The organism is Azospirillum sp. TSH100, from assembly GCF_004923295.1.
In the GTDB taxonomy this organism is placed as follows: domain Bacteria; phylum Pseudomonadota; class Alphaproteobacteria; order Azospirillales; family Azospirillaceae; genus Azospirillum.
Genome location: NZ_CP039634.1, coordinates 658275 through 671027 on the forward strand (window position 1 = coordinate 658275; position 12753 = coordinate 671027).

The 12753-nt window shown below is 66.6% G+C and carries 7 protein-coding genes and 1 tRNA gene; 3 read left to right on the forward strand and 5 right to left on the reverse strand.

Translation table 11 applies throughout. The features are described from left to right. Positions 1-88: 88 nt before the first annotated feature. Both E6C72_RS03135 and E6C72_RS03140 read right to left on the reverse strand, forming a co-directional pair. The gene (locus tag E6C72_RS03135) at positions 89-2341 is read right to left on the reverse strand and encodes a bifunctional diguanylate cyclase/phosphodiesterase (RefSeq protein ID WP_109085026.1); all 2253 of its coding nucleotides are present in this window, start codon (positions 2339-2341) and stop codon (positions 89-91) included. A 255-nt stretch (positions 2342-2596) separates the two neighbouring features. After that, positions 2597-6337 (reverse strand): vitamin B12-dependent ribonucleotide reductase, encoded by a 3741-nt coding sequence (locus tag E6C72_RS03140; RefSeq protein WP_109085027.1) that lies wholly within the window; start codon positions 6335-6337, stop codon positions 2597-2599. Between the two features lie 767 nt (positions 6338-7104). On the opposite strand from E6C72_RS03140, the gene E6C72_RS03145 reads away from it, so the two are divergent. Further along, positions 7105-7560, forward strand: a complete 456-nt coding sequence (locus E6C72_RS03145; RefSeq protein ID WP_109085028.1) for a PRC-barrel domain-containing protein — start codon at positions 7105-7107, stop codon at positions 7558-7560. Positions 7561-7680: 120 nt separating this feature from the next. Here E6C72_RS03145 and rpsA read toward each other — a convergent pair whose 3' ends face one another. The 3 genes from rpsA to aroA all read right to left on the reverse strand — a co-directional run bounded on the left by rpsA (position 7681) and on the right by aroA (position 11630). Next, the gene (gene rpsA / locus E6C72_RS03150) at positions 7681-9387 is read right to left on the reverse strand and encodes a 30S ribosomal protein S1 (protein ID WP_109085029.1); all 1707 of its coding nucleotides are present in this window, start codon (positions 9385-9387) and stop codon (positions 7681-7683) included. A 190-nt stretch (positions 9388-9577) separates the two neighbouring features. Next, the gene (gene cmk / locus E6C72_RS03155; protein WP_169055170.1) at positions 9578-10234 is read right to left on the reverse strand and encodes a (d)CMP kinase; all 657 of its coding nucleotides are present in this window, start codon (positions 10232-10234) and stop codon (positions 9578-9580) included. A 46-nt stretch (positions 10235-10280) separates the two neighbouring features. Continuing rightward, complete coding sequence (gene aroA / locus E6C72_RS03160) at positions 10281-11630, reverse strand: 3-phosphoshikimate 1-carboxyvinyltransferase (RefSeq protein WP_109085031.1); 1350 nt, start codon at positions 11628-11630, stop codon at positions 10281-10283. Between the two features lie 395 nt (positions 11631-12025). Here aroA and E6C72_RS03165 point away from each other — a divergent pair, with 395 nt between their 5' ends. Continuing rightward, positions 12026-12415 (forward strand): TIGR02300 family protein, encoded by a 390-nt coding sequence (locus E6C72_RS03165; protein ID WP_109085032.1) that lies wholly within the window; start codon positions 12026-12028, stop codon positions 12413-12415. A 163-nt stretch (positions 12416-12578) separates the two neighbouring features. After that, a tRNA-Ala gene (locus tag E6C72_RS03170) sits at positions 12579-12654 on the forward strand. Positions 12655-12753 lie beyond the last annotated feature (99 nt).

Here is a 12753-nt window from a genome sequence, read left to right on the forward strand (position 1 = left end):
TCCGCATAACACCGATTCGAAGCGTGAATTACGCCCGAAGTACCCCGTAAATCCAAAGAAAAACCGGACCGTTTCCCCTGCAAATGTTTCAGATGCTGAAACAGGCTGCGGCCGGACACTCGACCCACTGCTTGCCCTCCCCTGCCAGCCAGTCGGCCAGCGCCGCCGCCGGCATCGGTCGGGCAAAAAGATAGCCCTGGCCGATGGCGCAGCCCTCCGCTTCCAGCATACGGTGCTGGGCTTCACGCTCGACCCCTTCGGCGACGACGGTCAGGCCCAGCGACTCGCCAATCTGGATGATGGCGCGGACGAGCGGCCGGTTGGCGGCGTCGATGTCCAACTCCTTGACGAAGCTGCGGTCGATCTTCAGTTCGCCGACGGGAAAGCGCTTCAGATAACTCAAGGACGAATAGCCGGTGCCGAAATCGTCGATCGACAGGGTGACACCCAGTGCGTGCAGGGCGTCGAGCGCGTCATGGACGCCGACCTCCTCCGTCATCATCAGCCGTTCGGTGATCTCCAGCGTCAGGTCGTTGGCCGGAATGCCGTTGGTGGCCAACGCGGCGCGGACCTGATCCGGCAGGTCGCCGCGGGCGAAGCGGACGGCGGAGACATTCACCGCCATTCCCGGCACCGGCACCCCCGTCGCGCGCCAGCAGCCGAGCTGCGCCACCGCGGTCTGCAACACCCAGCTGTCCAGCCGGTCGATCAGCCCGCACTCCTCGGCCAACGGCACGAATTCGACCGGCGACACCGCCCCCCAGCGCGGGTGGGTCCAGCGGATCAGCGCCTCCACCCGGTACAGGCAGTTCGGCTTCAGCCGCACCTGCGGCTGGTAATACAGCTCGAACGGCGCATCGCCGTCCGGACAGCCGGCCTCCTGCCGGTCCAGCGCCTCGCGCAGCGCCGCCTCCATCTCCAGCCGGCGCACCGCCTGTTCGTTCATGTCGCGGCGGAAGAAGTGACAGCGGTTGCGGCCGGCCTGCTTGGCCCGGTACATCGCCGCGTCGGCCTGGCGCAACAGCGTGTCGAAATCCATGCCGTCGTTGGGATGAACGGCGATGCCGATGCTGGCTGTCGGGGTCAGCGTCAGGTCGGCCACCGTCATCGGCACCGACAGGGTGGCCAGCACCCGCTCGGCCAGCAGCGAAGCGTGTGCGGCATCACATCCCGGCAGGAGGGCGACGAACTCATCACCGCCCAGCCGGGCCAGCGTATCGCCTTCGATGAACAGCTGTTTCAGCCGGGTCGCCACCTCCACCAGCAGTTGGTCGCCCACCGCATGGCCGAGCGAATCATTGACGGTCTTGAAGCGGTCGATGTCCAGGAACATCAGCGTCACCGGCTGCCGTGTCCTCCCGGCCAGTGCCAGCGCCGCAGTGGCACGGTCAGCCAGAAGCTGGCGGTTGGGCAGGCCGGTTAGGGTATCGAAATAGGCCAGCCGGTTGATCTCGGCCCGCGCCCGGTCATGTTCGATGGCGAGCGCGCACAGATGCACGCAGGCCTCCACCAGTCGGCGGTGGAAGGGGGCGGCGGAACGCGGCTCGCGGTAATAGAGTGCGAAGCTGCCCAGCATCCGGGCGTCCCGCCCCTTGATCGGATTGGACCAGCAGGCGGCCAGCCCATTGGCCAGCGGCACCTCGCGATAGGGAGCCCAGCGCGGATCTTCGGCAATATCGACGGACATCACCGCTTCGCCCCGGCTCATCGCGCTGCCGCAGCAGCCGACGTCGGGGCCGATGGCCAGCCCGTCGATGGCGCTGGCATAGACGGCCGGCAATGATGGGGCGGCGGCCACCCGCATGCGGTTCTCGTCGTCGCGCAGCATCACCGAACAGGCGACCTCCGGCGCGCAGGCCTCCACCTGCCGGCAAAGGAAATCCAGAACCTGTTTCAACGACCGTCCGGCCGCCACCAACTCCAGAACATTCTGTTGCAGGCGGGCCACCGCCTCCGCCCGCTCGCGCTCGTCGAAGTCGCGCATCTCGCAAAGGAGCAGGACATCATCGCCGTCGGTCAGATGCTGCCAGCGCAGATCGACCGGAACAGGATCGCGACGGGGAACACGCAGGCTGCCGGTACCGGGGGGCAGATGATCGCCCCGCGCTCCGTCCCAAACCGCCTGCCAGTCGCGCCCGCCGAGATCAAGCAGGCCGGACAGAGAGCGGCCGACCAGCGCCTCCAGCGGAACACCGGCAAGTCGGGCGAAACCGGGATTGGCACCGACGATGGTTCCGTCCGCCGACATCCAGACCAAGGCCGCGCTCCAGTGCGCGGCGGTCGCCCGCAACAGGCGATCGGACGGCAGACGGTCGTCCAGCGCGGTCCCGGCCGAATCCATGACCCTGATCCCTCCGGACATACTTCGGAAACGCCGCGCCGGCGCCCCCGGGAGAGTCAGCTAACATGAGCACACGCTGCACGGTCAAGGCTCGTAACGCTCCGCCCGCCCCATTGCAGTCATACAAGAATGGTTCTAATTCGCACCCAAAGAAACCAATCGTATGCAAAGAAAAGGGAGGAAGCAGTCTCCTGCTCCCTCCCCTTCCTCAGTTCGTCCCCCCGTCGTATCCCGGACGGAACACGGTCTGCCGGATCAGCTGCAACCGGTGGTCGATCCACAGCTGTCGCACTTCAGGCAGGTGCCATTGCGGACAAGCGTCATGTTGCCGCACTCGCCGCAGGGATCGCCCTCGTAACCGCGGGCGCGTGCCTCGCGGATGCGGTCGAAGCGCTGGTCACTGGTGCTGCCACCATAGGCCGTGCCGGTGGCCGCGGTGGCGGCGACATGGCCCTGGGCGGTGGCGGCGGCGACTGCCGGGCTGGCTGACATGGCCGCCTGGGCGGAGACCTGCGTACCGGCCGAGGCGGTGACGCTGACGGCCGCTGTGTCGGTGCCGGTGGCGGCGAAGGCAGCCGCCGCGCTGGCACGCTGGGTCTGGCCACCATGCAGGACGCGCAGGTTGTTGCGGACATAGCCGGTCGACGCGATGCGGCGGACGATGTCGGACGGCTGCACCTGGGTATCCGGCAGGTCGCCCTGCTTGTCGCCGCTGCCCACCGTGAAGGGCACCAGATCCTCCGGTGTGGCGTGCGCCAGATCGGTGCGGTTCAGGTAGGAAATGGCGATCTCGCGGAAGATGTAGTCGATGACCGAGGTCGCCATCTTGATGGTGTCGTTGCCGGTCACCATGCCCGACGGCTCGAAGCGCGTGAAGGTGAAAGCCTCCACGAACTCCTCCAGCGGCACGCCATATTGCAGGCCGATCGACACTGCGATGGCGAAGTTGTTCATCAGCGACCGGAAGGCGGCGCCTTCCTTGTGCATATCGATGAAGATCTCGCCCAGACGGCCGTCCTCATACTCGCCGGTGCGCAGATACACCTTGTGGCCGCCGACATTGGCCTTCTGGGTGTAGCCCTTGCGGCGGTGCGGCAGACGCTCGCGCGAGCTGCTCTTCCGCTCCACCACCCGCTCGATCACCTTCTCGACGATGCGCTCGGTGACCATCTGGGCACGGACGGCAGCCGGCGCCTCGATCACCGCCTCGACCGCCTCGCCATCCTCCTCGTCGTCGAGCAGGGCGGCCTGCAGCGGCTGACTCAGCTTGGAGCCGTCGCGGTACAGCGCGTTGGCCTTCAGGCCCAGGCGCCAGGACATCAGATAGGCGTCCTTGCACTCGTCGACCGTCGCCGAGTTCGGCATGTTGATGGTCTTGGAGATGGCGCCGGAGATGAAGGGCTGCGCCGCCGCCATCATCGTGATGTGCGATTCCCAGGACAGGAAGCGCTTGCCGATGCGGCCGCAGGGGTTGGCACAGTCGAACACCGGCAGATGCTCGTCCTTCAGGAAGGGAGCGCCCTCCAGCGTCATGGCGCCGCAGCAGAAGGTGTTCGCCGCCTCGATCTGCGCCTTGGTGAAGCCGATGTGGCTCAGCAGGTCGAAGCCCGGGGCGTCCAGCGTCTCGGCCGGGATGCCCAGCGTCTGGGTGCAGAAGTCGGCGCCGATGGTCCAGCGGTTGAAGACGAACTTGATGTCGAAGGCGGTGGTCAGGTTGCCTTCCAGACGCTCCAGCAGCTCGTCGGTGAAGCCCTTGGCCTTCAGCGACTCGTGGTTCACACCCGGGGCGTTCTTCAGCGTGCCGTGGCCGACAGCGTAGAGCGCGATCTCCTCGATCTGGTCCGGAGTGTAGCCGAGCGTCTTCAGCGCCTCCGGCACCAGCCGGTTGACGATCTTGAAGTAGCCGCCGCCGGCCAGCTTCTTGAACTTCACCAGGGCGAAGTCCGGCTCGATGCCGGTGGTGTCGCAGTCCATCACCAGACCGATGGTGCCGGTCGGGGCGACCACGGTGGCCTGGGCGTTGCGGAAGCCGTGGGCCTCGCCCAGTTCCAGCGCCTCGTCCCACACGCGGACGGCGGCCAGAGCCAGCTCCTGGTCGGGGCAGAGGTCGGCAACGAAGGGCACAGGCTCGACCGCCAAGCCTTCATAGCCGTTCATCTCGCCGTTGGCGGCGCGGCGATGGTTGCGGATGACCCGCAGCATGTGGTCGCGGTTGGCCTCGAAGCCCGGGAAGGTGCCCAGCTCCTGCGCCATCTCGGCCGAGGTGGCATAGGCGACGCCGGTCATGACGGCGGAGATGCCGGCGCAATAGGCGCGGCCCTCGTCCGAGTCGTAGGACAGGCCCGACGCCATCAGCAGGCCGCCGAGGTTGGCGAAGCCCAGGCCCAGCGTGCGGAACTCGTAGGAGAGCTGGGCGATTTCCTTCGACGGGAACTGCGCCATCAGCACGGAGATTTCCAGCACGATGGTCCACAGCCGGCAGGCATGCTCGAACGCCTCGACGTCGAAGGAACCGTCCTTCAGACGGAACGACATCAGGTTCAGTGACGCCAGATTGCAGGCGGTGTCGTCGAGGAACATGTACTCCGAGCACGGGTTCGAGGCGTTGATGCGCCCCGAGGCCGGACAGGTGTGCCACTCGTTGATGGTGCTGTCGAACTGCACGCCCGGATCGGCGCAAGCCCAGGCGGCATACCCGACCTTGTCCCACAGGTCGCGGGCGCGGACGGTCTTCACCACCTTGCCATTGGTGCGGCCGATCAGATTCCAGTCGGCATCGTCCAGCACCGCCTGCACGAACTCGTTGGAGATGCGCACGGAGTTGTTGGAGTTCTGGCCGGAGACCGTCAGGTAGGCTTCCGAATCCCAGTCGGTGTTGTAGGTCTTGAACTCGATCGAGGTGAAGCCCTGGCCGGCGAACTGGATCACGCGCTGGATGTAGTTCTCCGACACCTGATCCTTGCGGGCGGCGAGGATCGCCTTCTTGAGCTCCTTGTTCTCCTTCGGGTCCAGGCCCGACTGGGCGGCCGCCATCACCGAAGTCAGGTGCTTCTGGCAGATCTTGGAGCCGGTCACGAGCGCGGCGACCTTCTGCTCCTCGTTCACCTTCCAGTCGATGTAGCCTTCGATGTCCGGGTGGTCCATGTCCACCGTGACCATCTTGGCAGCGCGACGGGTGGTGCCGCCCGACTTGATGGCGCCGGCAGCGCGATCACCGATCTTCAGAAAGCTCATCAGGCCCGACGACTTGCCGCCGCCGGCCAGCTTCTCGCCCTCGCCGCGCAGCTTGGAGAAGTTGGAGCCGGTGCCCGAGCCGTACTTGAACAGGCGGGCCTCACGCACCCATAGGTCCATGATGCCGCCTTCGTTGACGAGGTCGTCGGCGACGGACTGGATGAAGCAGGCGTGCGGCTGGGGATGCTCGTAGGCCGAGGCGGACGAGGTCAGCAGGCCGGTCTTGAAATCGACGTAGAAGTGGCCCTGGCTCGGACCGTCGATGCCGTAGGCCCAGTGCAGGCCGGTGTTGAACCACTGCGGGCTGTTCGGGGCCGCCATCTGGGCGGCCAGCATGAAGCGCATCTCGTCGAAGAACGCGCGGGCGTCGGCCTCGCCGTCGAAATAACCGCCCTTCCAGCCCCAATAGGTCCAGGTGCCGGCCAGACGGTCGAAGACCTGGCGGGCCGAGCTTTCACCGACGAAGCGCTTCTCCTTCGGCAGGGCGGCCAGCTTCTCCTGGTCCGCTTCCTTGCGCCACAGCCAGGACGGGACGGTATTCTCCTCCACGGCGCGGAGCGCGGCGGGCACGCCGGCCTTGCGGAAATATTTCTGGGCCAGGATGTCGCTGGCGACCTGCGAGAAGTTGTCCGGCACCTCGATGCCGGTCTGCTGGAAGACGATCGTCCCGTCCGGGTTGCGGATCTCGCTGGTCGCCTGGCGGAAGCCGAGGCTGGCGTAGGCGTCCTGACCTTCGTGCGTGAAACGACGCTCGATCCGCATGATGAGACTGTCCCCTGCTTGGAGCGCGCCACGGCGCGCTCGAATGGAAATGTGGTGCGACCCGTCCCGATCCGAAGCAGCCGACGGACTCAATCCGCCGTCCGGCCCGGCAACGCAGATGGCGCCGTACAAACAGGGGGCTCGATGCCCGGCTGTCCGCCGTCGCCGCTGTGCTGCCGACCGGGGCCGCCGCAAGGGGCCGGCCGGGTCACGTGGGCGGCATCCTAGCCAGCGCGACCGGGGCAGGCAAGCCCCACTCTTCTAGATATTGTGGTTGACATCGCCGAACCCCTCAAAACCTTGATCTTGTGGTTTCAACCCGTGACCGGGGATCCTGTTCCCGCCTGCCAAGCAATTTTTTCGGGGGGCGGTGGCGGACCGCATCGCGGCCTTGAGGCACAAACTGTAGGCACTCAGATCACCGCCGATGCCTGACCGGACGGCGCCACGTCCCGATTAGAGCGCAAAACGCAGCCGGCCGCCAGTCCTTCGTTACGGTGAAAATCAACATCTTGTTGCCTATGCACCGTTGTACCCACCACCGATTCGCCACGGACCGACTCGGCGGAAGCTCGCAGAATCAAGGGCCGACTCGAAAAATCGGGCCGGCGGCATCCCCGAGTCGCCGCCGCCGCCCCGAGAGGATCGACACGGAAGGGGGCAAGGGCGGCCATCACGCAACTATTTCACGCTCGTCCGGTTGACGCGTAGAGCCAAGGTGGATCCCATGCAACTCCACGCGACCCTTGGGGGGAGGAGAGGCACCCATGCTGAAGATCACCCACAAGATGTGGGTCACGCTGCCCACGCTGGCACTGCTGGTCGGTATGGCGACTCCGCCGAGAGCCATAGCCCAGACCGTCATCATCGACGGTTCGACTCCGGCCTTCGGTGCGGTGGTGGAACGCAAGACCGCCCCCAGCGTCGACCAGTTGATGAATCGCACCGTCTTCGGTGCCGACGGATCGAAGATCGGTACCGTCACCGACGTGATCCTCGACGACAAGGGCGAGGCTCAATACATCGTCATCCATTCGGGCGGCCTACTGGGCTTCGGCGGCAAAGATATCGCGGCCGACCTGACCCTGGCCGACCTGCGCACCCGCACCGAAGCGATCCATCTGCGCGAGGTGACCGCCGCCAGCGTCCGCGACATGCCGGCGTTCCGCTACGACGACAGCATCACCTCCCTGACCCGCAGCCCGGAGCCGCGACGGCATTAGCGAAAGGGAGGAACGAGAAAGGCCGCGCCCCAAGCGGGACGCGGCCTTTCTCTTACCCTTCCGGGAGATCACGAAGCCCCCCTCCCCCACGTCGCCGTGAGGGAGAACGACATCAGACGATCACTCGTCGTTCTGCTGCTTGCGCTTCAGAGCGGCGCCCAGGATGTCGCCCAGCGAGGCGCCCGAGTCGGAGGAACCGAACTCGGCCATCGCCTGCTTCTCTTCCTCCATCTCGCGGGCCTTGATGGACAGCGAGATGCGGCGGGAAGCGCGGTCGATCTGGGTGACCTTGGCGTCGACCTTCTCGCCGACGGCGAAACGGTCCGGGCGCTGTTCGGAACGGTCGCGGGACAGGTCCGACTTGCGGATGAAGCCGGTATAGCCCTCGCCGACGGACACTTCGATGCCGCCGTCCGTCACCTGCGTCACGGTGCAGGTCACGACCTCGTTCTTCTTCAGACCGGCGGTGGCAGCCTCGAACGGGTCGTTCGCCAGCTGCTTGATGCCCAGGCTGATGCGCTCCTTCTCGACGTCGACGTCGAGAACCTTGACCTTGACGCGGTCGCCCTTCTTGTACTCGGCGATCGCCTCTTCACCCGACTTGTTCCAGTCGAGATCGGACATGTGGACCATGCCGTCGATGTCGCCCGGCAGACCGACGAACAGACCGAACTCGGTGATGTTCTTGACTTCGCCTTCCAGCTCGGTGCCCGGACCGAACTTGTCGGTGAAGGTTTCCCACGGGTTGTCCAGGCACTGCTTCAGGCCGAGGCTGATGCGGCGCTTCTGCGGATCGACGTCCAGGACCATGACCTCGACTTCCTGCGAAGTCGACACGATCTTGCCCGGATGGACGTTCTTCTTGGTCCAGGACATTTCCGAAACGTGGACCAGGCCCTCGATCCCCGGCTCCAGCTCCACGAAGGCGCCGTAGTCGGTGATGTTGGTGACGCGGCCCTTGAACTTCGCGCCGACCGGGTACTTGGCCTCGACGCCTTCCCACGGGTCGGCTTCGAGCTGCTTCATGCCCAGGCTGATGCGCTGGGTTTCCGGGTTGAAGCGGATGACCTGGACCGTGACGGTCTGGCCGATCTGCAGGGCTTCCGACGGATGGTTGATGCGACGCCACGCGATGTCGGTGACGTGCAGCAGGCCATCGACGCCGCCCAGGTCGACGAACGCACCGTAGTCGGTGATGTTCTTGACGACGCCCTGGAGGATCTGGCCTTCCTTGAGGTTGGCCACCAGTTCCGAACGGGCCTCCGCGCGGCTCTCTTCGAGCACGGCGCGGCGCGACACGACGATGTTGCCGCGCGAGCGGTCCATCTTCAGGATCTGGAACGGCTGCGGGGTGCCCAGCAGCGGGGAGATGTCGCGGACCGGACGGATGTCGACCTGCGAACCCGGCAGGAAGGCGACGGCACCCGACAGGTCGACCGTGAAGCCACCCTTGACGCGGCCGAAGATGACGCCGGTGACGCGGGTCTGGTCGTTGAACGACTTCTCCAGCAGGGCCCAGGCCTCTTCGCGCTTCGCCTTCTCACGGCTCAGCATCGCCTCGCCGTTCTTGTCTTCCATCCGCTCGAGGTAGACCTCGACGGTGTCGCCCGCCTTCAGCTCGGGCGGCTGGCCGGCAACGGCGAATTCCTTCAGCGCGACGCGGCCTTCCGACTTCAGACCGACGTCGATGGTGACCATGTCGTTCTCGACGGCGACGACGCGTCCCTTGACGACCGTACCTTCGAGCGACTCGGCCGCGCCCAGCGACTCTTCAAGCAGAGACGCGAAGCTTTCCTTTTCGACCGTGCGGGCCAGTGACTGTGCCATTGAAACTCCTAAAGGTGGCGCGAAAGCGGCCCCGTTCCGGTCCCTCCCGCGGCAAAACGGGTGGGACCTCGACCGAACCGCCGCGCCGGGCACCACGCCCGGCGACTTGGTTGATGGTTTTCCATGGAGGGAGTCGGACCCGTTCGCGCCGCCACCGGCGGCCCGTCAACGGAGGTCGGAAGCGGCGATGCTACGCCGTGGGCTTCAGACCGGTTTTCGAACCGATGTGGGCGACCGCCATCGAGAACACCTGATCGGCATCGAGAGCGGACGTATCAAGCACAAAAGCGTCGACAGCCGGACGGAGCGGGGCCACCGCTCTCTGGCTGTCGCGCGCATCACGAGCCTTCATGTCCTCCAGGACATCGGAGGATATAGCCGGAATCCCCCGTCTCTGCAACTCCTTGAGTCGCCGTTCGGCCCTGACCTCCACCGAAGCGGTAATGAACAGTTTGGCCTGGGCATCGGGGCAGACCACCGTTCCGATGTCGCGCCCGTCCAGAACCGCCCCCGGTGCGCCGCCCGGCGGATGGGCGGCGAAACGCCGCTGGAAGTCGAGCAGCGCCGCCCGCACCTCCGGCACCGCCGCCACCTTGCTGGCCGCCTGGGCCGCTTCGTCGGTGCGCAGCGCCACCTCCTGCAGGATCGGGTGTTCAGGGTGCAGCTCGTAGGCCGCGCGCGCCGCCGCCGCATTGTCGGCCGGGTCGCCGCCGGCCCGCAGGACCGAGACGCCGACCGCGCGATACAGCACGCCGGTGTCGAGATGGGCGAAGCCGAAGGCGTCGGCGATGCGCTGCGACAGGGTGCCCTTGCCGCTGGCGGCCGGGCCGTCGATGGCAACGACCACGCTTCCGGCGGGAGCCGGCTGGTTGGAAAGCGGCTGCGTCATCGCCTCACGCCTCCACGATCGCGGCGCCGAGCCCGTTCATCAGCCCGACGAAGCCGGGGAAGCTGGTGTCGATGAAGGCGCCGTCATCGACCGACACCGGCTGTTCGGTCGCCATGCCCAGAACCAGGAAGCTCATGGCGATGCGGTGGTCCATGGCGGTGAGGACGGTGGCGCCGCCCTTCGGCGGCTTGCCGGTGCCGTGCACCGTCAGGCTGTCGTCGGCCCCGACCTCCACCGACACGCCGCAGCGGGTCAGCCCCTCCGCCACCATGGCGAGGCGGTCGCTCTCCTTCACCCGCAGCTCCTTCAGGCCCAGCATCACCGTGGTGCCCTCGGCGCAGGCGGCGGCGGCGGCCAGGACCGGATACTCGTCGATCATGCTCGGCGCGCGGTCCGCCGGCACCACTATGCCCTTCAGGGCGCTGTGGCGAACCCGCAGGTCGGCCACCGGCTCGCCCGCCTGGTCGCGGCGGTTCTCGAAGGCGATGTCGGCTCCCATCTCCACCAGCGTGTCGTAGAGGCCGGTGCGGCGCGGGTTCATGCCGACGTCGCTCAGCAGCAGCTCCGAGCCCGGCCGCAGCAAGGCGGCAACCGCCGGGAAGGCGGCGCTGCTGGGATCGGCCGGCACATGGATGGTGCGGCCGGTCAGTTCCGGCTGACCGGTAACGGTGACGGCCAGCGCCCCATCCTCAAGCCGCTCGGTCGTCACGGTGGCACCGAAATGGCGCAGCATCAACTCGGTGTGGTCGCGGGTCGGCTCCGCCTCGATCACCGTGGTGGCGCCGGCGGTGTTCAGGCCGGCCAGCAGGATCGCCGACTTCACCTGGGCCGACGCCACCGGCAGGCGGTAGGTGATCGGGACCAGATCGCCGCTGCCGACCACGCTCAAGGGTAGCCGCCCGCCGGAGCGGCCGACGAAGCGGGCGCCCATCTCCTCCAACGGCTTGGTGACGCGGGCCATGGGGCGCTTGTTCAGCGAAGCATCGCCAGTGAAGACGCAGGTGATCGGATGGCCGGCGACCAGCCCCATCAGCAGGCGGGCGGCGGTGCCGCTGTTGCCCATGTCCAGCACCTGGGCCGGCTCCTGCAACGCGCCCAGCCCGACACCGCGCACGCGCCAGACGCCGCTCCCCTGGCCGTTGTCTTCGCGCTCCGCCTCGGCCCCCAGAAGGCGCATGGCCGCCGCGGTGTGCAGCACATCCTCGCCCTCCAGCAGGCCGTGGATCACCGTCTCGCCCACGGCGATGGCGCCCAGCATCAGCGACCGGTGCGAGATCGACTTGTCGCCGGGCACACGGATGCTGCCCCGGATCGCGCCGGTGGTGGTGGAGCGCAGCGGCCTTGCGTGCGTCATGGGACGGGTCCTTCGGATCGGAACGGAAAGCGGTTGTGGCCGCCGTTCCTATCACAGCCCCCGCCCCGATGCGAGAGGATGGACCTCCTTCCGTCCCCTCCCGGACCTGTGCGATGCACAAATGAAAAGAGGCCGCCCGAAGGCGGCCCCGAGTTCAAGGAGGAAACCAAATGGAGGAGTTGCACGGTGTGCAGGTCCGTTCTAGCGAGTTATGGTTAACGCCGTGTAAAGGCAACCCCTGCCCGGGCGGGATACCTCTTTCCCCCAACCTGTTCGTCAGGTCCTCCGACCCTGCGGGCGACGGTCCGTCTCATCTTTTTTTTGACAAGCGCCGCGGGGCGTGGCAAAGGGCGCCTCTTGAGAACCCCCCTGATTTTTGTGACGGAGGACGTGGCGTGGCCAAACCCGAATGGGGCGTCAAGCGCATCTGCCCGAGCTGTGGCGCTCGTTACTATGACATGCGCAAGGACCCGCCGGTCTGCCCGAGCTGTGGCGCGCAGTTCGATCCCGAGGCTCTGCTGAAGTCCCGCAAGGCCCGTCCGGCCCCGGCCGACGACACCAAGAAGGTGGCGGTCGTGGCGGAGGACGAGGAGGAGGCCGAGACCGAGGCCGAGACTCCGGAACTCGAGGATGTCGAGGACGACATGTCCGTCGATGACATCGAGGAAGCCGATGACGCCGCCGAGGATGAGGACGACGTCCTGATCGAGGACACGTCCGAACTGGGCGAGGACGATATGGACGAGGTCGTCGACGTCGAGGGCGAGGACGAGGAGGAGCGCTGACCGGCGCCCTTTCCGGTGACTGCTTTCCGGTGAGGGCGGTAGGGTCGGCGGAGTGGTGAAAAAAAGCGCGAAAGGACGAATTTTCCGCTTGCATCACTCCGCCGCCTGACTATTATCCCGCTCCACCAAGGCCGGACGGAAACGACCGGCCCCCAGAGTTAAAGGGGCCATAGCTCAGCTGGGAGAGCGCTACAATGGCATTGTAGAGGTCAGGAGTTCGATCCTCCTTGGCTCCACCAAATTGATCAAGGGCCCGGTGATTACTCGCCGGGCCCTTGATGTTTTTGCGCCGTGCTTCTGGCATACATGAAAATGCCGCCGCGCATGTGGACGGCGCG